This window comes from Denitrificimonas halotolerans (assembly GCF_034259425.1).
Classification (GTDB): Bacteria; Pseudomonadota; Gammaproteobacteria; order Pseudomonadales; family Pseudomonadaceae; genus Denitrificimonas; species Denitrificimonas halotolerans.
Genome location: NZ_JAXIVU010000001.1, coordinates 17303 through 42713, shown reverse-complemented (window position 1 = coordinate 42713; position 25411 = coordinate 17303). Strand labels below are relative to the sequence as shown.

Annotated in this window: 24 protein-coding genes and 2 tRNA genes; 21 read left to right on the top strand and 5 right to left on the bottom strand. The window is 45.5% G+C overall.

Features of this window, described 5'->3' with window-relative positions; translation table 11 throughout:
* Positions 1-186: 186 nt before the first annotated feature.
* Positions 187-819 carry an acrylate utilization transcriptional regulator AcuR gene (acuR, locus tag TOI97_RS00200; protein WP_321552113.1) on the top strand — a complete coding sequence of 211 codons (633 nt, stop codon included), beginning with the start codon at positions 187-189 and terminating at the stop codon, positions 817-819.
* Positions 820-865: 46 nt separating this feature from the next.
* Positions 866-1849 carry an acrylyl-CoA reductase (NADPH) gene (acuI, locus tag TOI97_RS00195; RefSeq protein ID WP_321552112.1) on the top strand — a complete coding sequence of 328 codons (984 nt, stop codon included), beginning with the start codon at positions 866-868 and terminating at the stop codon, positions 1847-1849.
* Between the two features lie 429 nt (positions 1850-2278).
* Here acuI and TOI97_RS00190 read toward each other — a convergent pair.
* A tRNA-Met gene (locus TOI97_RS00190) sits at positions 2279-2355 on the bottom strand.
* 174 nt (positions 2356-2529) lie between these two features.
* Between TOI97_RS00190 and TOI97_RS00185 the strand changes: the two genes are divergently transcribed.
* On the top strand, positions 2530-3255 hold the full coding sequence (locus TOI97_RS00185; RefSeq protein ID WP_321552111.1) for a pseudouridine synthase: 726 nt from the start codon (positions 2530-2532) through the stop codon (positions 3253-3255).
* A 263-nt stretch (positions 3256-3518) separates the two neighbouring features.
* Here the strand turns inward: TOI97_RS00185 and TOI97_RS00180 are convergent.
* Together TOI97_RS00180 and TOI97_RS00175 are read right to left on the bottom strand one after the other, a co-directional pair.
* Positions 3519-3595, bottom strand: a tRNA-Met gene (locus tag TOI97_RS00180).
* A gap of 51 nt (positions 3596-3646) precedes the next feature.
* Entirely contained in the window at positions 3647-4177 is a 531-nt protein-coding gene (locus TOI97_RS00175; protein WP_321552110.1) for a DUF2062 domain-containing protein, read from the bottom strand.
* A 155-nt stretch (positions 4178-4332) separates the two neighbouring features.
* Here TOI97_RS00175 and TOI97_RS00170 point away from each other — a divergent pair, with 155 nt between their 5' ends.
* The 11 genes from TOI97_RS00170 (at position 4333) to TOI97_RS00120 (ending at position 13552) form a co-directional block, all read left to right on the top strand.
* Positions 4333-6573 (top strand): DNA internalization-related competence protein ComEC/Rec2, encoded by a 2241-nt coding sequence (locus TOI97_RS00170; protein ID WP_321552417.1) that lies wholly within the window; start codon positions 4333-4335, stop codon positions 6571-6573.
* A 70-nt stretch (positions 6574-6643) separates the two neighbouring features.
* Entirely contained in the window at positions 6644-7276 is a 633-nt protein-coding gene (locus TOI97_RS00165) for a MotA/TolQ/ExbB proton channel family protein (protein ID WP_321552109.1), read from the top strand.
* Positions 7273-7701: an ExbD/TolR family protein gene (locus TOI97_RS00160; protein WP_321552108.1), complete on the top strand. Its 429-nt coding sequence runs from the start codon at positions 7273-7275 to the stop codon at positions 7699-7701. The genes TOI97_RS00165 and TOI97_RS00160 overlap by 4 nt, the downstream gene beginning before the upstream one ends.
* Positions 7698-8702 (top strand): tetraacyldisaccharide 4'-kinase, encoded by a 1005-nt coding sequence (gene lpxK / locus TOI97_RS00155; RefSeq protein WP_321552107.1) that lies wholly within the window; start codon positions 7698-7700, stop codon positions 8700-8702. Before TOI97_RS00160 ends, lpxK begins: the two co-directional genes overlap by 4 nt.
* A gap of 10 nt (positions 8703-8712) precedes the next feature.
* Positions 8713-8895, top strand: a complete 183-nt coding sequence (locus TOI97_RS00150) for a Trm112 family protein (RefSeq protein WP_321552106.1) — start codon at positions 8713-8715, stop codon at positions 8893-8895.
* 3 nt (positions 8896-8898) lie between these two features.
* A complete protein-coding gene (gene kdsB / locus TOI97_RS00145) occupies positions 8899-9666 on the top strand; it encodes a 3-deoxy-manno-octulosonate cytidylyltransferase (protein ID WP_321552105.1) in 768 nt (255 codons plus the stop codon).
* Positions 9666-10130, top strand: coding sequence for a low molecular weight protein-tyrosine-phosphatase (locus TOI97_RS00140; protein WP_321552104.1), 465 nt, complete (start codon positions 9666-9668; stop codon positions 10128-10130). Before kdsB ends, TOI97_RS00140 begins: the two co-directional genes overlap by 1 nt.
* On the top strand, positions 10127-11149 hold the full coding sequence (gene murB / locus TOI97_RS00135; protein ID WP_321552103.1) for a UDP-N-acetylmuramate dehydrogenase: 1023 nt from the start codon (positions 10127-10129) through the stop codon (positions 11147-11149). The genes TOI97_RS00140 and murB overlap by 4 nt, the downstream gene beginning before the upstream one ends.
* 243 nt (positions 11150-11392) lie before the next feature.
* The gene (locus TOI97_RS00130; protein WP_321552102.1) at positions 11393-11875 is read left to right on the top strand and encodes a hypothetical protein; all 483 of its coding nucleotides are present in this window, start codon (positions 11393-11395) and stop codon (positions 11873-11875) included.
* A 36-nt stretch (positions 11876-11911) separates the two neighbouring features.
* Positions 11912-13102 carry an NAD(P)/FAD-dependent oxidoreductase gene (locus TOI97_RS00125; RefSeq protein WP_321552101.1) on the top strand — a complete coding sequence of 397 codons (1191 nt, stop codon included), beginning with the start codon at positions 11912-11914 and terminating at the stop codon, positions 13100-13102.
* A gap of 12 nt (positions 13103-13114) precedes the next feature.
* On the top strand, positions 13115-13552 hold the full coding sequence (locus TOI97_RS00120) for a hypothetical protein (RefSeq protein WP_321552100.1): 438 nt from the start codon (positions 13115-13117) through the stop codon (positions 13550-13552).
* Positions 13553-13699: 147 nt separating this feature from the next.
* On the opposite strand, the gene TOI97_RS00115 is transcribed toward TOI97_RS00120, so the two are convergent.
* Both TOI97_RS00115 and mfd read right to left on the bottom strand, forming a co-directional pair.
* Positions 13700-14230, bottom strand: a complete 531-nt coding sequence (locus tag TOI97_RS00115) for a CsiV family protein (RefSeq protein WP_321552099.1) — start codon at positions 14228-14230, stop codon at positions 13700-13702.
* Between the two features lie 20 nt (positions 14231-14250).
* Positions 14251-17685, bottom strand: coding sequence for a transcription-repair coupling factor (gene mfd / locus TOI97_RS00110; protein WP_321552098.1), 3435 nt, complete (start codon positions 17683-17685; stop codon positions 14251-14253).
* A 158-nt stretch (positions 17686-17843) separates the two neighbouring features.
* Between mfd and TOI97_RS00105 the strand changes: the two genes are divergently transcribed.
* The 7 genes from TOI97_RS00105 (at position 17844) to nqrF (ending at position 25411) form a co-directional block, all read left to right on the top strand.
* Positions 17844-19292, top strand: a complete 1449-nt coding sequence (locus tag TOI97_RS00105; RefSeq protein WP_321552097.1) for a glyceraldehyde-3-phosphate dehydrogenase — start codon at positions 17844-17846, stop codon at positions 19290-19292.
* A gap of 269 nt (positions 19293-19561) precedes the next feature.
* Positions 19562-20899 (top strand): Na(+)-translocating NADH-quinone reductase subunit A, encoded by a 1338-nt coding sequence (locus TOI97_RS00100; RefSeq protein ID WP_321552096.1) that lies wholly within the window; start codon positions 19562-19564, stop codon positions 20897-20899.
* Between the two features lie 3 nt (positions 20900-20902).
* Positions 20903-22114, top strand: a complete 1212-nt coding sequence (locus TOI97_RS00095) for an NADH:ubiquinone reductase (Na(+)-transporting) subunit B (RefSeq protein ID WP_321552095.1) — start codon at positions 20903-20905, stop codon at positions 22112-22114.
* Positions 22107-22895 (top strand): Na(+)-translocating NADH-quinone reductase subunit C, encoded by a 789-nt coding sequence (locus TOI97_RS00090; RefSeq protein ID WP_321552094.1) that lies wholly within the window; start codon positions 22107-22109, stop codon positions 22893-22895. Before TOI97_RS00095 ends, TOI97_RS00090 begins: the two co-directional genes overlap by 8 nt.
* Positions 22892-23566 carry an NADH:ubiquinone reductase (Na(+)-transporting) subunit D gene (locus TOI97_RS00085; RefSeq protein WP_321552093.1) on the top strand — a complete coding sequence of 225 codons (675 nt, stop codon included), beginning with the start codon at positions 22892-22894 and terminating at the stop codon, positions 23564-23566. Before TOI97_RS00090 ends, TOI97_RS00085 begins: the two co-directional genes overlap by 4 nt.
* Positions 23566-24174 carry an NADH:ubiquinone reductase (Na(+)-transporting) subunit E gene (nqrE, locus tag TOI97_RS00080; RefSeq protein WP_321552092.1) on the top strand — a complete coding sequence of 203 codons (609 nt, stop codon included), beginning with the start codon at positions 23566-23568 and terminating at the stop codon, positions 24172-24174. The genes TOI97_RS00085 and nqrE overlap by 1 nt, the downstream gene beginning before the upstream one ends.
* A 13-nt stretch (positions 24175-24187) precedes the next feature.
* Positions 24188-25411, top strand: coding sequence for an NADH:ubiquinone reductase (Na(+)-transporting) subunit F (gene nqrF, locus TOI97_RS00075; RefSeq protein WP_321552091.1), 1224 nt, complete (start codon positions 24188-24190; stop codon positions 25409-25411).

Genomic DNA, 25411 nt, shown 5'->3' with positions numbered 1-25411 from the left:
CCGTTAGACGTTAGACGTTAGATTTTGCAGTATGAACGATCAGTATTGTTAAGTGCGCCAAAACATTAATAGGCTGAGCATGAAACAGGCATGTGATCATGTTTAGCTACAAGCGCAACGATTAAGATGTAAGAAGAGAATATTATTTTAATTGACATTAAAGACGATCGGTCATAATCTTTTTGTATGACAGTAATTAAACCAAAAGCCCGCCGTGGCCGCCCACCAAAGGTTGATCGAGCCTTTACGGATACCCGTGAAGCTCTTTTAAGGTCAGGTATGGAAATGCTGACAGAGCAAGGCTTTGTCGCTACTGGTATTGATACTGTCTTAAAGCGTGTTAATGTGCCAAAAGGCTCCTTCTATAATTATTTTGGAAGTAAAGAAACATTCGGGCAGGAAGTTTTAAAATGTTACGCCACGTACTTTGCTCGAAAGTTAGATTACTGGTTACTCAACGAGTCAGTTTCTCCTTTGCAGCGTATCAGTAATTTTGTTGAAGATGCTAAAGCAGGGATGATCAAATACCAATTTCGCCGAGGTTGTTTAGTTGGCAATCTAGGGCAGGAAATCACTGTTTTACCCGATAGTTTTCGTTGGCAACTGGAACGTATCTTACTTGATTGGCAGCAGCGTTTAGCTGCTTGTTTATCGATAGCTGCGCAGAATGGGCACATAGATGCCGGTAGTGATTGCGATGAGCTTGCAGCATATTTCTGGATTGGTTGGGAAGGAGCGATTTTACGCTCTAAATTAACGCAAGATGTTCAGCCAATGGATACATTTTTCAAAGGCTTTCTTGCAGGAATACAAAAATAATTTTTTACTGCTATTTATAGACGGTCGGTCTAAATTCGGAGGCGTTATGTTCAAAGCAATCCTAGTTGATAAAAAAGATGACATGTACCAAGTGCAATTGACGGAGCTAGAGGAAGCACAACTACCTGAAGGTGATGTCACGGTTCGCGTTGCTTTTAGTACGTTGAATTACAAAGATGGTTTAGCCATCACTGGTCGTAGCCCTGTTGTTCGAAAATTTCCAATGGTTCCTGGGATTGATTTGGTTGGAACAGTTGAGACAAGTAATCACCCAAGCTATAAGGCTGGAGATAAAGTCCTGCTAAATGGATGGGGGGTTGGAGAGTTGCATTGGGGTGGGTTGGCACAAAAAGCTAGGCTCAATGGTGATTGGTTGATTCCACTTCCTGACTCGATCAGTGAGCGTCAGGCCATGGCTATCGGAACTGCAGGCTATACAGCGATGCTTTGTCTGATAGCGTTGGAGCGTCATGGGCTTCGTCCTGATAGTGGTGAGGTTCTCGTCACGGGGGCTAATGGTGGCGTCGGTAATTTTGCTATAGCACTATTAGCTAGTAAAGGGTATTCAGTGACTGCATCTACAGGCCGCCTAGATGAAGCTGATTATTTGAAGCGTTTGGGTGCTACGACCGTTATTGATCGAGCTGAGTTGAACAGTCCAGGACGCGCGCTTGGCAAGGAACGCTGGGCTGCGGCGATTGACTCTGTAGGCAGCCATACGCTTGCTAATGTATGTGCAAGTATCTGTGAGAATGGTTTAGTGGCGGCTTGTGGGTTGGCCCAAGGTATGGATTTTCCGGCTACTGTTGCACCGTTTATCCTACGTGGAGTCAGTTTGCTTGGCATCAATAGTGTTACGCGACCTTATACGGAGCGTGTTGAGGCATGGGAGCATCTCAGTCGCACCTTTAATATGGAGCATCTGGCCGAAATGACTCGAGAGGTCGGATTGAGTGAGGTGATTGCTTTAGCTGATGAATTGTTGGAAGGTAAAGTTCGAGGACGTATAGTAGTCGATGTCAATAATTAAACTGTTATCAAGTTGGCAGTTTTAGCGATTGTCTCTTTGGAGCTGAGCTGCCGAGTGGGTACTATTTGAATGTGCTGTTGATGAAATCTATAAGCTTGATTAGGTTTAATTATTATTAACAATAAGCGATTAAAAATCATCACTAATACCCGAAGATCAAAATTTATACTTGCTGACCAATAAAATGGTCAGCATTTTTTCATTAAAGAGGCTAGACATTGCCAGTATTTGGTCAGCAAAGCATTTTTAGTGTTTTATAAAACTGAATTTTCACTTTTATTTAAAGTAGAAAACACCATAAATATCAGAACTTAGCAGAGTCGTTATGACAAGGGGCTGTGTTGTAAGCCTTACAGCGGCTGAGTTATAGGGAAGTCGGAAACAAGAAAGCCCCAAACAAATGAATGTTTGGGGCTTTCTTGATATGTCTGGTTGCGGGAGCAGGATTTGAACCTACGACCTTCGGGTTATGAGCCCGACGAGCTACCAGACTGCTCCATCCCGCGGCGACCATTGTACGCATATTTCTTAGAGAGTCAAAAGTGTTTCTGATTAGATATCTACAATGGATTTATAATTATTGTTCTGGCGGCTATCGGAAGGACTTTGCTTACAAAATTATCTTGCTGCATACGTATTTGTATAGGTATTGTGGGGCGTTAAATTCAGTTGGATACAAGATGATGCCATGTTCTGGTAACCCTTTAATTGAAATTTATCGTGATGATTGGCTCTTGGCCGTACATAAACCAGCGGGTTTGTTGGTGCATCGTAGCCCTATTGAGCGTCATGCTACAGAATTCGCTTTGCAATATGCTCGGCAACTTAATGGTGGTCAACATGTTTATCCGTGCCATCGTCTAGATCGCCCAACATCTGGCGTGCTGTTATTTGCTCTTGATGTCAATACAGCAAGTATTTTGGGTAAAGCTTTTATGGAGCGGAAGATACAAAGAACTTATTGGGCAATGGTGCGCGGATGGCCAGCTGAGCAGGGGTTGATTGATCATGCACTGCGTGAGCATGCTGTAGATCGGCGTCTGAAAGGGGAGGCCTTACCATTGCGTCAGGCTGTTACAAAGTTTAAGCGCTTAGCATCTGTGGAGATCCCTGTGGAGGTAGAAGGGTACCCGCAGAGCAGGTATAGCCTGTTAGAGCTTTATCCTCAGACAGGGCAAAAACATCAATTGCGTCGGCATATGCAGCACATGAGTCATCCTATTATTGGTGATACTTATTATGGACGTACCAAGCATAATAGGTACTTTGCTCAGCGTTTTGGTTTTAGCCGTTTAATGTTGGCAGCCACGGGGATGGCTTTTACTCATCCAGTAACAGGGGTTCCGGTGCGGATTGACTGCATGCCGGAAGATAGCTTCATGCGGATCCTCTCTGTATTTTCTTAATTACCAAAATAGAGGAAAGCATCGTGCTTTTAATGCAAGGGTAGATAGCGAAGGCTGCTAAAGCCCCCGTAGTACAGACTCCCATCCTTTAGGTCGGGGAGGGTGTCAACGTTTGCTTAGTATAATGTATAAAATTTGAGAGAGCATCGCTATAGAGTATCTAGAGGGATAGAGCATTCGCTTGCAAGCTAGGATGGGCTGTAATTAGGTGAGTAACAAAAAAGCCTCAAATAACTAAATGCTTGAGGCTTTAATGAGGTATTTGGTTGCGGAAGCAGGATTTGAACCTACGACCTTCGGGTTATGAGCCCGACGAGCTACCAGACTGCTCCATTCCGCGACGATGAGTATACACACATTAATAAAAGAGTCAAAAAATATTTTAAATTAATCATTTGGGTTGGCGTAAATTGCGTATTTGTGTGCGCCTACGCCAATTACGATTAACCCACCAACGCCAATAAAGGACGGTACCCGTATACCCCAGAATTGCTAGAATAAGTCCCATAACAATAGAGCCTGCGTAAAGTGGCTGCCAGTGCGTAGTTGTGACTTCTAGAATCCAGCTGATGGAGATTTTATCGGGCAGATGGATTGTAGGTGTATTCAGTAGCCAAGCTCCCAATTTATAGTTAGCGTAAAAAATAGGGGGCATGGTTACAGGGTTGGTGAGCCAGACTAGACCTACAGAAATAGGTAAGTTGGCACGTAAAGGGATGGCAATAAAGGCTGCTGCAAACATTTGCATTGGCATGGGGATCATAGCCCAGAAAAAACCAAGTGCTACTGCGCGAGCAACAGAGTGACGGTTCAGGTGCCACAAATTAGGATCATGAATCAGGTTGCCCAGAAAACGGAGCGATGGGTTGCTCTTGATTTTTTCTGAGTCGGGCATATAGCGTTTAAAAAGTTGACGAGGCATTAATCTTCTCTGACATGCAATTTTTCTGACATGCTGTTATTTGTCTATTATGCATCTTATTGGCACAGGGTGCTGTTACTGCGTGTTACAAAAGTGCTTTAAAGTGGGAGATTGACAGGAAACTTTGTTTGCAAATGCTACAGGGAGGTAGCGCTATGCATGTATTGGTGTTGGCGTTTATTGGTGGTTTACTCTGTTTGCGCTGGGTACCTGTGCTACCGAGTCAACTCTGGCTGTTATTTTTTGTTGTAGCCGCTTTGTTTTTGCTTAAAATGCGGCTGTTTCTATTGAGTTTTTTTCTACTGGGTTTTAGTTGGGCGTGTTGTAGCGCGCAGTGGGCATTGCATGATCAGCTTGACCTTGATTTGGATGGGCGTACCCTATGGCTTGAAGGTATCGTTGTGGGGTTGCCGCAGTGGTCGCATATAGCTGGACAGCCACGTACGGTACGTTTTGAGTTGGCCGATGCTGAGTCAAGACGAGCCAAGTTGCCTCAACGTATACGTTTATCTTGGCGTGCACCGCCACAGACGCTCAAGGCTGGAGAGCGCTGGCGCTTAGCCGTGCGTCTTAAAAGTCCAGATGGTTCTTTGAATCCCTATGGCTTTGATTATCAAGCTTGGCTTATTGCTCAACGCCTTGGTGCTACAGGTTCGGTGAAAGCCGGTCAGCGATTAGCGGTGGGGCGCGGCTTACATCATTGGCGCGAGCAGGTTAGATCACGTCTGTATCAGCTTGCACCTGAAGGTGCACAAGGTGTGCTAGCTGCGTTGGTTTTAGGTGATGGGTCAGGCCTTTCCACCGCACATTGGCAAAGTTTACAAGCCACAGGCACTGTTCACCTAATGGTGATATCTGGACAGCATATCAGCTTACTTGCGGCTCTTGTGTACGCTGCTGTCTTTTGGTTGATGCGTCTAGGGTGCTGGCCGAACTGTTTACCTTGGTTGCCAACGGCATGTCTTTTATCGATGTTAGCGGCCTTGTCTTATGGTGCTTTTGCAGGTTTTGCTGTGCCTGTGCAGCGAGCTTGTATTATGGTGATGGTAACACTTTTGTGGCGTTGGCGTTTTCAGTATTTAAGCGTTTGGACAGCTTACATCGTAGCTTTGATTTTAGTGTTGCTGCTCGAACCTTTAGTTGTTTTACAAGTTGGTTTTTGGTTGTCTTTTAGTGCTGTGGGCGCTTTAATTTTCGCTTTCTCTGCGCGCTTAGGACCTTGGCCATGGTGGCAATTGATGACGCGGACACAGTGGGTCGCGGCTGTAGGTTTAGCTCCCTTTTTGTTGGCGTTAAGTTTGCCTGTCAGTGTGTTGGGGCCACTGGCAAATATATTGGCTGTACCTTGGCTCAGTTTTGTTGCTTTGCCCTTAACCTTATTAGGGGCTGCATTATTACCGTGGCCGACCCTAGCACAAGAGGTATTAAAACTGGCAGGGTGGGCGTTGCAGTGGATGTTCACTGGCTTAGACTGGATCGCACAAGGCTGGCCTGTTTGGGAGGGAAGCAGTGTCAGTTTACTTGCTTTGACATTGGCTATGTTAGGTGTGCTCTGTTTATTGTTGCCGCGACCACTTCTACCATGGTCGGCTGCTCTAGCTTTATGCTTGCCTTTACTGCAGCCTAAATCAACACATTTAGCCACAGGTATTGCTCAAGTATGGGTGCTAGATGTGGGGCAGGGGCAAGCAGTTTGGATAAAAACCGCAAGGCACAGCTTATTGTATGATGCAGGGCCTTTTATGGCTGGCTTTGATGCGGGAGAGCGCATGGTTGTGCCGGTTTTACGAGGCTTTGCACAAAGGCATCTAGATGAACTATTACTGTCTCATGCCGATGCTGATCATGCGGGTGGAGCGCAGACTGTATTCAATGCCGTACAGGTTAAACGAGTGGTCAGTGGGCAGCCACAGGCACATCCGTTGACACTTAGGGCGCAGCCTTGTTTGGAAGAGCGCTGGCAATGGGATGGTGTGAACTTTCAGCGTTGGCAGTGGAAGCAGGCTAAAGATAGCAACCAAAAATCGTGTGTGCTGCTCATCGAAGCACAGGGTGAGCGGTTATTGCTTACGGGGGATTTGGACGCTGCCGGTGAAGCTGCTTTGTTGACTGACTGGCCAGCATTAAAAGTGAATTGGTTAGTAGTCGGGCATCATGGTAGTCGTACGTCCACGTCAAAGCGCTTTGTACAGCAGGTTGCGCCTCAGTATGCTTTAATTTCTCGAGGAAAACATAACAGTTATGGGCATCCGCACCCGCAAGTTTTGATGCATTTGCAGGAGCAACAGGTGCAGATTTATGATACGGCACTAGATAAAGCGATTCGGGTAAACTTGGGAACATACCAAGCTCCTTGGACGATGGCGCAGCAAGTGCGGTTTTGGCGACGAAAATGAGTGCTGCATGCTTCGGTGAAACTGTAGGTCTATGCTAAAGTGGGCAGAATTTATGGTAGGAGTACTGAGTGTGTGGGAGCTGATCAAATCCGGCGGTTGGATTATGTTGCCGATTGTGTTGTGTTCAATTATTGCAGTTGCCATCGTTATTGAACGTTTGTGGACTTTGCGTACTTCACGAGTAAGTCCACCAGATTTGTTGGCACAAGTCTGGCAGTGGCGTCAAAATCAGCAAGTTGGCAAGGATAAAATTCAGCAGTTAAGACAGGGCTCGCCTTTAGGTCAAATCCTTGCTGCTGGGCTATTTAACGCACACCATGGCCGTGAGATGATGAAAGAAAGCATCCAAGAGGCTGGAGTTAAAGTAGTCAATGAGCTCGAGCGTTATTTAACGCCACTGGGTACCATTGCTGCTATTACCCCATTACTTGGTTTGCTGGGGACTGTTCTGGGGATGATTGAGATTTTTAGCGCCTTTATGGACTCTGGTATGGCCAACGCACCGCAGTTGGCGGGTGGTATTGCTAAAGCGCTTGTGACCACTGCTGCTGGCTTGTTTGTGGCGATTCCTGCTGTGTTTTTTCATCGTTTTTTACAGCGTCGTGTTGATGAATTGGTGGTGCGTATGGAGCAAGAGGCGATTAAGTTGGTGGAGACCATCGACGATGATCGAGCATGTGCTGTTAATGAGGCGCAAGTGTGAAGTTTCCTCGCAAACCTCGTGAGCCAGTCGATATTAATTTGGCCCCCCTCATTGATGTGGTGTTTATCTTACTGTTGTTTTTTGTAGTGACCACAACTTTTACACGAGAAACACACCTCAAGGTGGATTTGCCCGAAGCTGTAAGCGGTACGTCTTTAGATGTTACTGAAAGTAAGCAGTTGGAAGTTTTAGTGACTCTTGCAGGGACTTTTGAGCTAAATGGTAAGCCTTTACCGGACCATGATTTAAATACATTAATGAAAGCCTTAAGAGTGGAGTCGGGTGGAGATAAAAGCTTGCCAGTGATGCTCAGTGCTGACGCTAAGGCACCTTATCAGTCCGTGGTAACTGCTATGGATGCTGCTTCTAAATTGGGTTTTGCCCACTTGCGTATCACTACGGTCGAGGTACAGGAAACCCCGTGAAGCTGAGTGAACGATTGTTACAGGCTTGGTATCAAGGTCATCCAGTACTCGCTGTTTTGTGGCCTTTAGAACAGTTGTATCGTTTTATTGTGCAGCGTAAACGTAAACAGTTTGTGCAAGGTATAACGGCCAGTTATCGTGCGCCAGTACCAGTGATTGTGGTGGGTAATATCACTGTGGGTGGTACAGGAAAAACTCCACTTATTCTTTGGTTGATCGAGCAGTGTCGTGCGCAAGGATTGTCTGTGGGGGTGGTTAGTCGTGGGTATGGTGCTCAACCTGATCGTTTCCCTTGGACCGTAAGTGCAACCGATACGGCAGAACAAGCAGGTGATGAGCCGTTATTGATTGTGCAGCGTACAGCTGTGCCTTTAGTGATTGCGCCAAGGCGGGCACAAGCCGTACAAAAGCTGTTAGCAGAGCATCCTGTCGATATTATTCTGTCTGATGATGGATTGCAGCATTATGCTTTAGCTCGGGATTTAGAGTTGGTTTTGATTGATGCCGCACGTGGCTTAGGCAATCAACGCTGTTTACCCATGGGGCCGCTGCGTGAACCTGCTACGCGTTTAGCCACGGTAGATGCTGTTTTGGTTAATGGGGCTCAACAAGATAGTGAGCAGGGTTATGCTATGCATTTACAGCCCACTGGGTTGGTGCATGTGCGCAGTGGCCGTCGAGAGCCATTAAATTTTTTCCCTGCAGCACAAAAGATGCATGCAGTGGCAGGTATTGGTAATCCGCAGCGTTTTTTCAAAACTTTGGAAGGGTTAAACTGGAAACCCATTGCCCATGCTTTTGCGGATCATGCTGAGTTTAGCCCGCAAGACTTAGAGTTTGCAGATGATTTACCGGTATTGATGACAGAAAAAGACGCGGTAAAGTGCCGTGCATTTGCCGCAGATAATTGCTGGTATTTACAAGTAGCGGCCCAACCTTCGCCTGCATTTGCTCGCTGGCTGGGGCACCGACTGCAAAATTTATTAACAGAATCCTTGTGAGGATGTGCTGATGGACCCGAAACTTTTAGATATTTTAGCCTGCCCTTTGTGCAAAAGTGCCGTGCAACTCAATGCGGAGCAAACTGAGTTGTGGTGCAAAGCGGATGGTTTGGCTTTTCCGATTCGTGATGATATTCCAGTGATGCTAGAAACCGAAGCTCGTACACTAAGTCATGATGAACGTTTGGACTAATCTATGACTCAAGAATTTTATGTGATCATTCCTGCACGCTTTGCTTCGACACGGTTCCCAGGCAAGCCTTTGCAAGATATTGCGGGTATGCCGATGATTAAGCGGGTTTGGTTGCAAGCACAACAAAGCGCTGCACGACAGGTGATTATTGCAACTGATGATCAGCGTATTTTTGATTTGTGCCAAAGTATCGGTGCAAAGGTAGTGATGACCCGTGATGATCATGAGTCTGGTACTGACCGCTTAGCTGAAGTGGTGGCGCAGCTGAAATTGCCTGCTGATGCCATTGTAGTCAACGTGCAGGGTGATGAGCCTTTGATTCCGCCAGCAGTCATTGATCAAGTGGCTGCTAATTTAGCTCACTATACTCAGGCATCTATGGCAACCTTGGCTGAGCCGATAACCGATATTGCTAGTGTGCTGAATCCTAATGTGGTTAAAGTCAGTACTGATATGCATGGTTATGCGCTTACTTTTAGTCGCGCCCCTTTGCCTTGGCCACGAGATGCCTTTGCCAAAAATCAAAATGTGATGCCTGAGGGCGTCCACTTCCGTCGTCATATTGGTATTTATGCTTATCGAGCAGGTTTTTTAGCTGATTTTGTTGCTTGGGGAGCTTGTGCTTTAGAGTTGACGGAGTCTCTTGAGCAGCTGCGTGCACTATGGAATGGCGCGCGTATTCATGTTGCGGATGCTGTTGAGGCTCCGCCGGCAGGCGTCGATACGTTGGAAGACTTACAGCGTGTGCGACGTTTTTTTGAGGAGTCATAATGAAAATTTTATTTGTTTGTTTGGGCAATATTTGTCGTTCACCGACCGCTGAAGGAGTGTTTCGACAGTATGTGGAGCAGGCAGGGTTAAGTGATAAAGTCACTATTGATTCAGCGGGTACTGCTGATTGGCACATTGGTAAGTCCCCAGATCCACGCACTCAATCAGCAGCGGCTCAGCGCGGTTATGATTTATCTGGCTTACGCGGGCGTCAAGTACAAGCAGAGGATTTTCATACGTTTGATTTAATCTTGGCTATGGATAAAAGTAATTTCAGCCATTTACAAAGCATTCAGCCTGCAGAGAGTAAAGCTGAATTGGCATTATACTTACCACGTTTTGGCATCAGTCCAGATGAAGTACCTGATCCTTACTATGGTGGTGAAGATGGCTTTGAGTTGGTTTTGGACATGCTAGAGCAAGCGAGTCAAGTATTACTGGATGAAGTGAAGGCACACGTGTGAGCTTAGTTATCCAAGAGCAGGTCTCTTTGCGCCCGTATAACACCTTAGCGGTGGATGTACGGGCGCGCTTTTTTGTTGCGGTAGAAACATTGGAACAACTGCGAGCAGCGTTGGCATGGGCTAAGCAGCGAGAGATTGCGGTCTTTTTATTAGGTGGTGGTAGTAACTTGGTGCTAGCTAAGGATCTAGATGTATTGGTGATCCATTTGCAGCTACGTGGAATTAATGTGCTTAGTGAAGATGATGAGTTTGCTCGTGTTGAGGTTCAAGCAGGAGAGAACTGGCATGCGTTTGTGCAGTGGAGTTTGGCACAAGGTTATAGCGGTTTAGAAAACTTAAGTCTGATTCCTGGCAGTATAGGAGCAGCACCGGTACAGAATATTGGAGCATATGGGGTAGAGGTTAAAGACCATCTGGAAAGTGTTTTAGTCTATGACCGGTACGCTCAGCAAACTCAACGTTTAAGTGAAAAAGAATGTCAGTTTGCTTACCGTGACAGCTTGTTTAAACGTGAGTCAGGGCGACGGGTTATTTTAAGCATTATTTTTAAATTGCCAAAGCAAGCGACTTTACACCTTGATTATGGTGATTTGCGTGGTTATCTCAACAAGCAAGGGATTACTGAGCCAACCCCGCAAGCCGTCAGTCGTGCTGTGTGTGAAGTGCGTGCGGCAAAGCTACCTGATCCGGCACAGTTGGCTAATACAGGTAGCTTTTTTAAAAACCCTGTTGTCAGTGCAGAGCATGCGCAGAAGTTGAAAGAGCAGTATCCCCATATCGTAAGTTTTGTCCAAGATGACGGGCAGGTGAAACTGGCAGCTGGTTGGCTCATAGATCAGGCGGGTTGGAAAGGGCTACGCCAAGGTGATGCAGCAGTTCATGCGCAGCAGGCATTAGTATTAGTGAATCATGGTAATGCTAGTGGTCAGCAAATTTTGCAATTAGCAGCGCAGATTCAGGCGGATATTAAGCAGCGTTATGGTGTTGAGCTGGAAATTGAGCCGAATATTATCGCTTAATGTTTAAGATGAGTCTCCTCCTTACTTAAGTGTTGCAAGGACAATAGCTGAATATTGTTTTCTGTTGCACTGATGAAGTTTTCATAGATGCTGCTTGCATAGCCTACCGGTTTTGGCGGTCAGGTGTTTTATATGAAACCAGTCGGTCATAGCTTGACTAATGCCTCAATAGTTGCCTTACTGATATATGACTGCATTCTAAGCAGTGGGTTGATTTTTGCTTAAAAACACGGGAGGTGTTTTATGCATCACCCTGCAGATACAAAAGAACAAATCGATTTGCTGGCGCTGTTTCGGCAATATGCAGCCAGTGTGCGTCGAGATCGGCGCTTGGCTGGTGATAACGTTCTAACTCTTACCTTGCAAAGCCAGTTAGCGAGTCATGATAGTGTGACTCTCGATGCAAAAATTGAGGCCGGTGTTGTTAGTGAGTTGGGCTACCGCGTACGTGCCTGTTCGCTAGCGCAAGCCAGTACGGGTATTTTAGCTGCACGAGTACCAGGCTTAATAGAGGTTGATTTGCTAAGAGCGCTAAAGGACTTAGAAACAATTTTGCAAAACCAGCAAACCGACTCAAACACATTGATTTGGCCGGAGTTACAGGTGTTCGTGAATGCGATTGGTATGCCTGATCGGCATCAAGTGGTGTTATTGCCCTTTCAGGTGTTACAGCAACTTTTTAAATTAGAGGAGAGTAAAGCAAATACAGGCTGCCTGCAGGGTTAAATAGAATCTTGCAGAACAACAAATGGAGTAAAAATAATGATAAAAAATATTATCGTAGTTGGCGGCGGTATTGGCGGAACGATGACTGCTAATAACCTTGTCAGCAAACTTTATCCGGAGATTATCCGTGGTGAAGTACGTGTGATGTTGATCTCCAATAGTCCATGGCATTATTACAAGCCGGCCTTTATGTATGTGGCTTTTGGTGCCTTTTATAAAGATGAACTCAGGCGTCATCAAGCTTCTTTGTTGCGCCCAGAAATTGATTTTATTTTGGATCAGGTTGATGGGTTTGAGTTTAGTAATAGTCGTCTGCGTATGCGTTCAGGTGACTCTTATGATTATGATTATCTGGTGGTTTCTACTGGATGTATTCCATCACCTGAGCGTATTGAAGGCTTGAAAGAGGCAGGTGATCACTTTTATCAGCATGACCCCGCTCGCCAGCTGTATGAGAAAATATCCACCATTGAAAAAGGGCGTATTTTCATTGGAGTGACTTTTCCAACCACGCCTAACGTGCCTCACCAATGTGGCATTGCGCCAATGGAAACTACATTAATGCTCGATGAGTTTTTACGTCGTCGTGGCGTTCGTGATCAAGTCGAAATTGTTTACACTTATCCAACCATTGCTCAGCTTGTGCGTAACTGTTTGTTTTTGCAGAAACAAACTGGTGAGGTTTTGCCCAGTGTGTTTGATTCTAAGGGCATTATTCATAAGCGAGGCTTTACTTTAGCTAGTGTAGATCCAGAGCGTAAAATTGCCATTTCAGAAGAAGGTGACGAGGAAAATTTTGATATTTTAATTCAAACACCCCCCATTAGAGCTGTAGACGCAGTATTGGATTCGGGGATTTCACAAGCACCTAATAATGAGGGTTGGTTGCCCACTGATCGACAAACCTTGCAATTAGAAGGCTTTGAAAATGTTTTTGTGATGGGAGATACCGTCGATTTACCCATCAGTAAAGCCGGTGGTAGCTGCCATAATCAATCGCCTGTAATTTGTAACAACATTGCGGGATTGATGCGATGGGGGAAAACTGTTGACGAATATGATGGTAAGGTGCAGGCCATTGCGCAAATGGGATTAGAAGCCGGTATGCCGCTTTGGTATGACTATGATGTGGATGTGATTCCAACCCCAGCGACCAAAATTGGTGGCTTAATGCGTAAAGGCTTTAACCGGGGTGTGTACTGGTCGGTCGCACGTGGCTTAGTCTAAGGAGATAAAAAGATGACGAATCAAAACTCCACAAAAACCATGGAACAGCTACTGCATAGCTTGCCTGCACTACAAGATGAGGCCACTGTTGCAGGTTTAGCCGATTTATTGGAGAAGCTTGCGCCTATATTGCAAGGTCGACGTTTACATAACATCGTTGATTTATTAGCAGCAATATCAGATGTCATTGAGATGACCGACGATGCTATGCTACAAAAAATCATGGCTCTTTATGAAGATAGTATTGGTGGTATTTGGATGCTGACCAATGCGTTGCGTTACGCTTCGGCTCAGGCTGCTGCTAATTCGACTCCTCCGACTTTGTGGCAAAGTGTTAGGCAGTTTAATCAAAACGAAGATGCACGCCGCGGACTGGATGTAGTATCTAATATTTTAGCTGAGCTTGGACGGCAAGCAGCTATTAAAGGGCAGGCCATGCCTGAAGATTAAAACATTGATGCTTAGTCAAGCCCAGCAATTGCTGGGCTTTTTACATCTGTTAAGTAGGTGTGGGCAGCTGTATTAGAGCGTATAGAGGAACGATTGATAAAAAGTTGCGTAAGACATCATACTTTCAGTGCGAGGGTGTGCCAATATTCATTGGATTTGTGGCTGAATTCGAATTAGGGCACCAAGGTTGCCGTGGTCAATAAAAGTCACTTGCTCATTTAATAGGACAGAGCCTTGTTTAAAGTGCTCGCTACGTATGATTGCTTGGTGCGCATCGAATTGATTAATCCAAAGCTCTAACAGTACGCTGTGGGGGCGGCCTTGAGAAAAATCTAAAGTGCCTTCAATGGGGTAGTGATTAAAATGTTGTTCACCTTGTTTCAGTGCAATACGCGCAGAACCTTGTGGGCTGTTTTGTAGCCAAGCTTTATGTAGGATGATTTCATAACCCTTTTCAGGGGTGAGTTTGTCAGCGAGGTACTTCAAGCGTGGCGTACGCTGCATGTTGGCACTGATATGTGTTGCGTTTAAGGCCCAGTTATCAGGGGCGACTTTCCCTGAGTACAGGTTTTCACTGCTTTGACGAAATACAATCAGCTCTACGAGTTGTGTTTCATTAGCCAGTGCTTGGGTGCTATAGAGAATAAGCAAGAAAATAAAGCGAACTAAGTGGCGCATGTGCAGCTCCTTCATTGGTGTTATTTTGACAGCTGAGCCAGCAGGGCCTCAATTGTAGCAAAGCGCTGTTTAGGGTTATCCATAGGTACGTTAAATTTAAAGACTGTGGCACCTTCGAAACGATAGTGCTTAGGTTGGCTTTGAATCAGTTTAATTAACAGAACTGGATCCACACTGGTGTCATTGGAAAATTCAAGACGACCTGCGTGCGGGCCTGCATCAATTTTTAAAATACCTAAGGCTTGGGCTTTGAGTTTGAGTTCGGTAACTTGAATAAGGTTTTTTACTGGCTCAGGTAGTAAACCAAATCGGTCGATCATTTCGACTTGCAATTCTTTAAGTGCATTGGCGTTTTTGGCTGAGGCAATGCGTTTATACAGGATTAAGCGTGCATGTACGTCGGGTAAATAGTCATCAGGAATCAATGCTGGTACGTGCAGGTTGATCTCGGTGCCGCTATCCAATGGTTGCTCTAAGTTTGGCACTGAACCTTTGCGTATTGATTCGACCGCTTGCTCAAGCATTTCCATATACAAAGTAAAACCAATGGCCTGAATTTCGCCGCTTTGACCGTCGCCGAGTAGTTCACCGGCACCGCGGATTTCCAAGTCATGGGTGGCTAGCATAAAGCCTGCTCCAAGATCTTGTGCATTACTGATAGCTTCCAAGCGCTTTTGTGCGTCAGCTGTCATGCTTTTTTTAGGAGGGGTCAATAAGTAAGCGTAAGCCTGGTGGTGACTACGTCCTACACGGCCACGTAACTGGTGCAGCTGAGCCAGTCCGAATTTATCAGCACGGTCAATGATGATGGTATTGGCATTAGGTACGTCAATTCCAGTTTCAATGATGGTGGAGGCAACCAGTACATTGTAGCGATTATGGTAAAAGTCAGCCATCACTTGTTCAAGCTCACGTTCTGCCATTTGTCCATGGCCGATACCAATGCGCGCTTCAGGTACTAAGGTGGCCAAATCTGCGGCACATTTTTCGATAGTTTTTACATCGTTGTGTAAGAAGTAAACTTGGCCACCACGTAATAATTCCCGCAGTAAAGCTTCTTTGACAACAGCATCTTCACGCTGCATGACAAAGGTACGTACTGATAAGCGGCGAGCTGGAGGTGTGGCAATGATAGACATATCGCGCATGCCGGCAAAGGCCATATTCAGTGTGCGTGGTATCGGTGTGGCGGTTAAGGTCAGAATGTCAACTTCACTGCGTAAAGCTTTAAGCTTTTCTTTCTGGCGTACGCCAAATCGGTGTTCTTCATCGATAATCACCAATCCTAAATTATTAAACTTGACATCGCTTTGCAGGAGTTTATGGGTGCCAATGAGGATATCTAATTTGCCATCAGCGAGGTCTTTTACGGCTTGATTGGTTTCCTTAGAGGTTTTAAAGCGGCTCATAACATCCACTTTAACTGGCCAGTCAGCGAAACGATCACGGAAGCTGTTGTAGTGTTGCTGAGCCAGTAGTGTTGTAGGGACTAACACTGCCACTTGCTTGCCGCTATGGACGGCTATAAAGGCTGCACGCATTGCCACTTCAGTTTTGCCAAAACCGACATCACCACAAATTAAGCGATCCATCGGTTTGTCGGACAGCATATCGTTGCGTACGTTATCAATTGCAAGCTGTTGATCCGGAGTTTCTTCAAAGGGGAATGCAGCACTAAAAGTGGCGTAATCGAGTCCTGGGTTGGTAAAGGCAAAACCTTTGCGGGCAGCGCGTACGGCATAGATATTGAGTAGTTCAGCAGCTACGTCACGGACTTGCTCAGCCGCTTTACGCTTGGCTTTTTGCCACTGTTCTGTACCTAGACGATGGAGTGGTGCCGAGCTGTCATCACTGCCTGTGTAACGGGCAATTAAGTGAAGATTAGCCACGGGTACATAAAGTTTGGCTTGATCTGCATATTCTAGCATTAAAAATTCAGTGGTTTGATCGTCAATCTCTAAAGTAACTAGACCTTGATAACGGCCGACACCGTGATCAATATGCACGACAGGTGCGCCTTCGCGCAGTTCAGTGAGGTTGCGAATGACATGCTCGTGGTTATTGTCACGACTTTTTTCGCGGCGCCGGCGTTGCATGACTCTTTGCCCAAGCAGGGCGCTTTCAGGAATGAGGGCTAATTCATTCAGTAGTAAGCCCGCTTCAATCGGAGCTACGCAGATTGAAATATGACAGTTGGAGGTTAAAAACTCCTCCCAACTTGTGACCTCAGTTGGGAGGACTTCAATGCGTTGAAGTAACTCCAGTAGTACTTCACGGCGCCCAGCAGTTTCTACGGTAAAGAGGGTGCGCCCACTAAAGTTTTCTAAAAAGTCTTTAACTTTGTTTAGGGGTTCTGCAGCTCGAGCATCTAGGGCTAAATCCGGAAAAGCAGTAATTGCTAAACGTTCACGACCTACTCCTAGGCTAATATCTTGGCTGTCCAATATGATACGAGGATGTTTTTTAAGCGCGCCGTAATAGTCATTGATCGCGATAAATAGGTCAGCTGGTGGCAATAGGGGACGCTCAAGATCGCCGCAGCGATCTTCATAACGACTACGAATATCGTTCCAGAAAGTTTCAGCAGCAGCATCCACGCCTTGCATAATGAAGACTTGAGTGTTTTCAGGTAAGTAATCAAACAGGCTGCTAGTTTCTTCAAAGAATAAAGGTAAGTAGGCTTCAATGCCGGCAGGAATAATATCTCCAGATAAATCTTGATAAATAGGGCAGCGGCGGAAATCGACATCAAAGCGCTCTCGAAAACGAGCGCGGAAATCACTTCGGGCCTGCTTGTGGAGTGGGAACTCGCGAGCTGGCAATAGACGGACACTTTTGACCTTCTCGCTAGAGCGTTGGGTTTCTGGGTCAAAGGTGCGCAAACTTTCGATTTCGTCGTCGAATAAGTCAATGCGGTAAGGCACCTCGCTGCCCATTGGGAATAAGTCTAGCAAGGCTCCCCGTACTGCAAATTCACCATGTTCATACACTGTCTCGACACACTGATAGCCCGAAGCTTGCAGGCGGTTGCGCATACTTTCTACATCAAGTTTTTGCCCAACATCTAAGATAAGGCTAGAGTCTAGGGTGAAAGACTGTGGCGCCAAGCGATGCAGCGCTGTATTGATCGGGACGACTAAAATACCTTGTTGTAATTGTGGTAACTGATACAAGGTCGCAATACGCTGAGAAATAATGTCCTGATGTGGTGAGAAAACGTCATAGGGTAAAGTTTCCCAATCAGGAAAATGTAGTACAGGCAGTTCCGGAGCAAAAAAAGCCAGTTCTTCTTTGAGGCGTACAGCACTTTGGCTGTTGTCCGTTAGGAGTAAGGTGAAGCGCTTGGCGCTACGGGCTGCTTCAGCAACAACAAGGCCTTGTGAGGCGCCTGGTAGGTTGCCCCAGAGCTGTTTAGCAGAGTTGGATGGCAGTTTAGGTAAACGCAATACAGACACGGCAAACTCTTGTGTGAATAATAAAAGAAGGGATTGTAACGGTCTATTGCTGAGCCTGCTATCTAAGCTTTTTCAGAGAATAATGGCTTAGAGCTTGCTGCTTTCGATTTCGCAGCCGATAATGTAGCTCTTTTTTAGCCCCTAAATAGGTATTCCACGTGACTCAGAAGACTGACCAGTGTCTTGGTGAATGGATTGATCGCGAAGCCCTTGCCGAGGCAATGATTCCGCTTGTTGGCCAACTTTATCGCAATAATAATGTGATTACGTCGATTTATGGGCGTGGCCTGATCAACCGTTCTGTTATTGCAATTCTCAAAGCGCACCGCTTTGCACGTCATCGCATTGGTGATGGTACCGAGCTTACTGTGCACGATACTTACCCTGTGCTGAAAGCAATGAGCGAGTTGGATCTCGGTGCAGCATCTGTCGATATCGGTAAGTTGGCTATAAAGTTCAAAACAGAAGCTAATGGCCGCGATATTGAGCAGTTTGTACGTGATGAGTTGGCAGAAGTCGTAGGTAAGGGTGAAAGCAACCTGCATCAGGGTACTGATGTAGTGCTGTACGGCTTTGGTCGTATTGGTCGCTTACTCGCACGTATCTTAATCGAGAAAACAGGTGCGGGAGACGGTTTGCGTTTACGTGCCATCGTAGTGCGTAAAGGTGCAGATAATGACTTAGTTAAGCGTGCGAGCTTGCTACGTCGTGACTCAGTACACGGTTCTTTTGACGGAACCATTCTTGTTGACGAAGAGAACAACACAATTACAGCCAATGGAAACTTGATTCAAGTTATCTACTCGAATGATCCAAAGACTGTAGATTACACTCAGTATGGTATTAAGAATGCATTACTGGTTGATAACACAGGTCGTTGGCGTGACGAGGAGGGGTTGAGTCAACATTTAGGTTGCCCTGGTATTGATCGCGTTGTTTTAACTGCGCCGGGCAAGGGTGATCTGAAAAATATCGTTCATGGTATTAACCATACTGATATCACTCCTGACGATAAAATCATTTCAGCTGCTTCATGCACCACAAACGCTATTGTTCCAGTATTGAAAGCAATTGATGATAAGTTTGGTATTGTTAATGGTCACGTTGAGACTGTCCACTCATACACTAACGACCAGAACTTGATTGATAATTTCCATAAAGGAAGTCGTCGTGGACGCTCTGCTCCATTGAACATGGTGATTACTGAAACGGGCGCGGCTACAGCTGCTGCTAAAGCATTACCTGTGCTTAAAGGTAAACTTACTGGTAATGCGATTCGTGTGCCTACGCCGAACGTTTCTATGGCAATTTTGAATCTGAACCTTGAGAAGAGCACTGATCGTGATGAGGTTAATGAGTACTTACGCCAAATGGCCATGCACTCTGACCTGCAAAAGCAAATTGATTATGTGTGTTCGCAGGAAGTTGTTTCCACTGACTTTGTTGGCTCGCGCCATGCGGGTGTTGTGGATGCAGAAGCTACAATCTGCACTGATAACCGTGTCATTTTATATGTTTGGTATGATAACGAGTACGGCTATAGCTGCCAGGTTGTCCGAGTTATGGAAGATATTGCCGGCGTTAACCCTCCTGCATTTCCACAGTAAGTGCTAGGCGGTTGTGATTGATGTACAAAAGGGAGCCATGGCTCCCTTTTGTCGTTCAAAATATTGATTAAAAAGCATGATTGAATATCACTAAGGTGAGTATTTAGCAGAAAGTTGGCCTTAAGGCTGGCAAGTGACTGCCATGCCTCTTTATAATCAGACGGATTACTTTTTAAACGTTGAACTGAATGCTTAAGTTCTATTTTTATAGAATAACTAGGTGTTTTTTCAATACATTTATAAACTCACTATCGTGGTTAGGCAAACCTATGATCAAAATAAAACGTGGGCTTGACTTGCCCATGACTGGTACGCCAACACAGCGTATTGAGGCTGCAAAGCCCGTACATAGTGTTGCAGTCATAGGCTTCGACTATAACGGGATGAAGCCTACAATGCAGGTGCAGGAAGGTGACCGGGTTAAGTTAGGTCAGGTTCTTTTTTCCGATAAGAAAACACCGGGGGTGGTATATACAGCACCTGGCGCTGGTGTTGTAAAAGCAGTAAACCGTGGTGAGCGCCGAGTGCTGCAATCTGTTGTGATTGAGCTAGAAGGTGACGAGCAGGTTACTTTTGCTCACTATGCTGCGGATAAGCTTGCGAGGCTTACGGATGAGCAAATTCGTGAGAATTTACAGCAATCAGGTTTGTGGACGGCTTTACGTACCCGGCCATACAGTAAAGTGCCTGCAGTGGATGCAACACCAAGCTCTATTTTTGTTACAGCAATGGATACCCATCCACTGGCCGCTGATCCGGCCGTGGTCATTGCAGAACATGCAGAAGATTTCAGTCATGGTTTAACAGTATTGAGCCGTTTGGCTAAGGTGTATTTGTGTAAAGCTGCTGGTGTCAATTTGCCTGGTGAGAACTTGGATAATGTACACACAGAAAGCTTTGTTGGCCCACACCCCGCAGGCTTGCCGGGTACTCATATCCATTTCCTCGACCCTGTTAGTGCAACCCGCACAGTCTGGCAAGTTGGTTATCAGGATGTGATTGCTATTGGTAAATTATTTACCACAGGTCAACTATGGGTTGAACGTGTTATTTCTTTAGCGGGCCCTGTTGTTAAAAAACCACGCTTAGTGCGTACTCGCTTAGGTGCTAACGTAAGTGATTTGGTTAAAGGTGAGCTTGAAGAAGGCAGTAATCGCGTGATTTCTGGCTCGGTCTTGGGTGGTCGTACAGCGCGTGGTACTTGTGACTTCTTAGGTCGTTATCACAACCAGCTCAGTTGCTTGGTTGAAGATCGTGAGCGCCAAGTGTTGCACTACCTGCGTCCGGGTGTAAATAAGTTTTCCATTCTGAATATCTATATTTCTAAACTCTTTGCTAACAAAAAGTTTGCCTTCACCACCACTACTAATGGTAGTGAGCGTGCCATGATTCCGGTGGGCAGCTATGAAAAAGTAATGCCGCTTGATATTTTGCCAACGCAATTATTGCGTGCGCTGCTTGTTGGTGACTCTGACGTAGCGCAAAAGTTGGGTTGTTTAGAATTGGATGAGGAAGATCTTGCGCTGTGCACTTTTGCATGTCCAGGTAAGTACGAATACGGCCCGGTTTTACGGGATACTCTAACGCGCATTGAGCAGGAGGGTTAAGCAATGGGTCTTCGTGCATTCCTTGATAAAATCGAACACAATTTTGAAAAGGGTGGTAAATACGAAAAGTGGTATTCCCTGTATGAAGCAGTGGATACTATTTTATATCGCCCAAACAGTGTAACTAAAACCACTTCTCATGTACGTGATGGGGTTGACTTGAAGCGCATTATGATCACAGTGTGGTTATGTGCTTTTCCAGCCATGTTCTTTGGTATGTGGAACGTAGGTTATCAGGCTAACTTGGTATTTGCTGATAATCCTGAGTTATTAGCAGCACAAGAAGGTTGGCGTATTGCTTTAACAGGCATGCTTGCTGGTTTTGACCCTACGAGTATTTGGGACAATATCATTCAGGGTGCAACTTGGTTTGTGCCAATTTATATGACCGCTTTTGTGGTGGGCGGTATTTGGGAAGTGTTGTTCGCATCGGTACGGGGTCATGAAATTAACGAAGGTTTTTTCGTGACTTCAATCCTCTTTGCTTTGATCTTACCTCCTAGTATTCCTTTATGGCAGGTTGCCATGGGGATTAGCTTTGGTGTTGTAATAGCAAAAGAGGTATTTGGTGGAACTGGTAAGAACTTCCTTAACCCTGCACTAGCGGGTCGAGCATTCTTATTCTTTGCTTATCCAGCGCAGTTGTCAGGTGATTCAGTATGGACCGCTGTTGACGGTTTTGCTGGGCCGACAGCTTTAAGCGTAACGGCTGAAGGTGGTATGGATCAATTACTAACTTCCGGCGTGACTTGGATGGATGCCTTCCTAGGTACAATGCAAGGTTCAATTGGTGAAACCAGTACGTTAGCTATTTTTATTGGTGGTGCGGTATTGCTAATTATGCGTATTGCAGCATGGCGTATTGTGGCAGGTGTGATGATTGGTATGGTCGCTTTGAGCACATTACTTAATGTGCTGGGCTCAGATACAAATCCGCTGTTCGCTATGCCGTGGTACTGGCACTTAGTTGTAGGTGGTTTTGCTTTCGGTATGATCTTTATGGCGACCGACCCTGTATCTGCTTCGATGACTAATACTGGTAAGTGGATCTTTGGTGCGCTGATTGGTGTGATGGTGGTGTTGATCCGTGTGGTTAACCCAGCGTTCCCTGAAGGCATGATGTTAGCGATTCTGTTTGCTAACTTGTGTGCTCCACTCATTGATCACTTTGTTGTTCAAGCCAACATTAAGCGGAGGCTAGCACGTAATGTCTAGTTCTAAAGAATCAATCACTCGCACGCTAGTCGTTGCTTTATTGGTGTGCTTAGTGTGTTCAGTTTTTGTGGCCGGAGCGGCAGTCGCTTTACGTCCAATTCAAACCGAAAACCGCTTGCTCGATAAGCAACGCAGTATTTTATCTATTGCGGGATTGGGCGATGCAAGTATGTCGGGTGCGCAAGTGAAGCAAGTGTTTGCTGAGCGTATCGAAGCACGCCTTGTAGATTTAGAAACAGGTAAGTTTTCTGACGCCCAAGATCCGATCACTTTTGATCCGCTGGCATCATCGAAGGATCCAGCGTTATCGAAAGCCTTAGCAGGTCAAGATGATATTGCCTCGATTAAGCGTCGCGAACGTTATAGTACGGTATATATCGTTGAGCAAGATGGACAGTTGGATACATTAATTATTCCTGTGCGCGGCTATGGTTTATGGTCAACCCTGCATGGCTTTATTGCTGTAAAAGGTGATCTGAATACTGTGGCAGGCTTTGGCTTTTATGAACACGCTGAAACTCCTGGGTTAGGCGGTGAAGTTGATAATCCAAAGTGGCGTAAACAATGGTTAGGTAAAAACCTGTTTAACAGCAAAGACGAAGTGGCCATTCATGTAGTGAAAGGCAACGTTGATCCAAGCAGTCCGCAAGCAATACACCAGATTGATGGCTTAGCGGGGGCAACGTTAACCAGTAACGGTGTCACTCACTTAGTGCAGTTTTGGTTAGGTGAAAATGGCTTCGGTAGCTTTATTGAGCATTTACGTGCTGGGGAGGCTTGAGCATGTCACAGCCAACAATTAAACAAGTCGTACTTGATCCGATTTTTAGTAATAACCCCATTGGCTTACAGATCTTAGGTATTTGTTCAGCATTGGCGGTCACCACTAATGTGCAAACTGCGTTAGTGATGTCGGTTGCTTTAACTTTGGTATTGGCTTTTTCAAATACTTTTATTTCATTAATTCGTAGCCAAATCCCAAGCTCAATTCGTATGATTGTGCAAATGGTGATTATTGCTTCCTTAGTGATCGTAGTTGATCAAGTGTTGAAGGCGTATGCTTATTCGTTGTCTAAGCAGCTGTCGGTATTCGTCGGGTTGATTATTACCAACTGTATTGTGATGGGGCGTGCGGAAGCATTTGCCATGTCCAATCCACCGGTGATTTCATTCTTTGATGGTATCGGTAATGGTTTAGGTTACAGCGCAATGCTGATTGTTTTAGGTATTATCCGTGAGTTGTTCGGTGCGGGTAAACTGATGGGCTATACCATTATGCCGGTCGTTAACGATGGTGGCTGGTATTTACCTAACGGCATGTTGTTATTACCCCCTTCAGCATTCTTCTTAATTGGTTTGATCATTTGGGCATTACGCATGTGGAAAAAGGAGCAGGTTGAAGAGCCTGACTTTCGTATTGCTGCGCACTCGCCAGAGAAGGAGGCATACTGATGGAACATTATCTCAGCTTATTTGTTAAAGCAGTTTTCGTTGAAAACATGGCTTTGGCGTTCTTCTTGGGTATGTGTACTTTTATTGCAATTTCCAAAAAAGTGGAAACGGCAATAGGTTTAGGTATTGCGGTTGTTGTAGTACAGGTGATAACCGTGCCTGCTAACAACCTAATTTATACTTACTTACTTAAAGATGGCGCTTTAGCTTGGGCTGGATTGCCAGATGTTGATCTGAGCTTCTTAGGCTTGTTGAGCTACATTGGTGTGATTGCAGCACTGGTGCAGATTCTCGAAATGCTACTCGATAAGTATGTGCCTGCGCTGTATAACGCACTAGGTGTGTTTTTGCCTTTGATTACCGTAAACTGCGCCATCATGGGTGGTACTTTGTTTATGGTGGAGCGTGACTATAACTTTGCTGAAAGTACAGTGTATGGCTTAGGTTCTGGCTTCTCTTGGGCGTTAGCTATTGCGTTGTTGGCTGGTATTCGTGAAAAACTCAAGTACAGCGATGTACCTCAAGGTCTACAGGGCTTGGGTATCACCTTTATTACCATTGGCCTGATGTCACTGGGCTTTATGTCATTTTCTGGCATTCAATTGTAAGGAGTAGCGAGTAATGAATTTTGAGATTTTTCTCGCTATAGGTATGTTCACCGCGATCGTACTGGCTTTGGTACTGATTATTCTATTCGCTCGAGCGCGTTTAGTAGCAAGCGGTGATGTCAATATTAACATCAATGGCGAGCGTACTATTACGGTGCCCGCTGGCGATAAGTTATTACAGACCTTAGCGAGTAATAATATTTTTATTCCATCCGCATGCGGTGGTGGTGGTACTTGCGCTCAGTGTAAGTGTGTAATTAACAGTGGCGGTGGCGGAATGCTGCCAACTGAAGAGTCACATTTTACTAAGCGTGAAGCGAATGAAGGCTGGCGCCTATCGTGCCAGGTTTCGGTGAAGCAGGACATGGAAATTCAAGTTCCAGAGGAAGTCTTTGGAGTGAAGAAGTGGGAGTGCACTGTTGAATCGAACCCGAACGTGGCAACCTTTATTAAAGAGCTCACTTTACGTTTACCTGAAGGTGAAAATGTAAACTTCCGCGCGGGTGGTTATGTACAGTTAGAGTGCCCGCCGCATGAAGTGAACTATAAAGATTTTGATATCCAGCCTGAATTCCATCCAGATTGGGATAAGTTTGATATTTGGCGTTACGTGTCTAAAGTAACTGAGCCAACCATTCGAGCCTACTCAATGGCAAACTATCCCGAAGAAAAAGGTGTGGTTAAGTTCAATATCCGCGTGGCGACACCACCGCCGGGCCGTGATGACCTTCCACCAGGTATCATGTCTTCGTACGTGTTCAGTTTGAAGCCGGGCGATAAAGTGACTGTATATGGTCCATTTGGTGATTTCTTTGCTAAAGATACCGATGCGGAAATGGTCTTCGTTGGGGGTGGAGCAGGGATGGCACCGATGCGTTCACATATCTTTGATCAGCTTAAGCGCTTGAATTCTAAGCGTAAGATCAGCTTCTGGTATGGTGCACGTTCATTGCGTGAAGCATTCTACGTGGATGAGTTTGATAAGCTGCAAGAGGAAAACCCAAACTTTACTTGGCATTTGGCGCTTTCTGATCCATTGCCAGAAGATGATTGGGATGGTCCGACTGGATTTATTCATAATGTTTTATATGAAAACTATCTGAAAGATCACCCAGCGCCTGAAGATTGTGAGTTTTACATGTGTGGACCACCAATGATGAACCAGGCGGTTATCAAGTTGTTGGAAGATCTGGGTGTAGAGCCTGAAAATATTTTACTTGATGACTTCGGAGGCTAA

Coding starts and splice junctions, on each gene's coding strand:
- acuR (WP_321552113.1), top strand. CDS start 187: ATGACAGTAATTAAACCAAAAGCCCGCCGTGGCCGCCCACCAAAGGTT.
- acuI (WP_321552112.1), top strand. CDS start 866: ATGTTCAAAGCAATCCTAGTTGATAAAAAAGATGACATGTACCAAGTG.
- TOI97_RS00185 (WP_321552111.1), top strand. CDS start 2,530: ATGATGCCATGTTCTGGTAACCCTTTAATTGAAATTTATCGTGATGAT.
- TOI97_RS00175 (WP_321552110.1), bottom strand. CDS start 4,177: ATGCCTCGTCAACTTTTTAAACGCTATATGCCCGACTCAGAAAAAATC.
- TOI97_RS00170 (WP_321552417.1), top strand. CDS start 4,333: ATGCATGTATTGGTGTTGGCGTTTATTGGTGGTTTACTCTGTTTGCGC.
- TOI97_RS00150 (WP_321552106.1), top strand. CDS start 8,713: ATGGACCCGAAACTTTTAGATATTTTAGCCTGCCCTTTGTGCAAAAGT.
- kdsB (WP_321552105.1), top strand. CDS start 8,899: ATGACTCAAGAATTTTATGTGATCATTCCTGCACGCTTTGCTTCGACA.
- TOI97_RS00140 (WP_321552104.1), top strand. CDS start 9,666: ATGAAAATTTTATTTGTTTGTTTGGGCAATATTTGTCGTTCACCGACC.
- TOI97_RS00130 (WP_321552102.1), top strand. CDS start 11,393: ATGCATCACCCTGCAGATACAAAAGAACAAATCGATTTGCTGGCGCTG.
- TOI97_RS00125 (WP_321552101.1), top strand. CDS start 11,912: ATGATAAAAAATATTATCGTAGTTGGCGGCGGTATTGGCGGAACGATG.
- TOI97_RS00120 (WP_321552100.1), top strand. CDS start 13,115: ATGACGAATCAAAACTCCACAAAAACCATGGAACAGCTACTGCATAGC.
- TOI97_RS00115 (WP_321552099.1), bottom strand. CDS start 14,230: ATGCGCCACTTAGTTCGCTTTATTTTCTTGCTTATTCTCTATAGCACC.
- TOI97_RS00100 (WP_321552096.1), top strand. CDS start 19,562: ATGATCAAAATAAAACGTGGGCTTGACTTGCCCATGACTGGTACGCCA.
- TOI97_RS00095 (WP_321552095.1), top strand. CDS start 20,903: ATGGGTCTTCGTGCATTCCTTGATAAAATCGAACACAATTTTGAAAAG.
- TOI97_RS00090 (WP_321552094.1), top strand. CDS start 22,107: ATGTCTAGTTCTAAAGAATCAATCACTCGCACGCTAGTCGTTGCTTTA.
- nqrE (WP_321552092.1), top strand. CDS start 23,566: ATGGAACATTATCTCAGCTTATTTGTTAAAGCAGTTTTCGTTGAAAAC.
- nqrF (WP_321552091.1), top strand. CDS start 24,188: ATGAATTTTGAGATTTTTCTCGCTATAGGTATGTTCACCGCGATCGTA.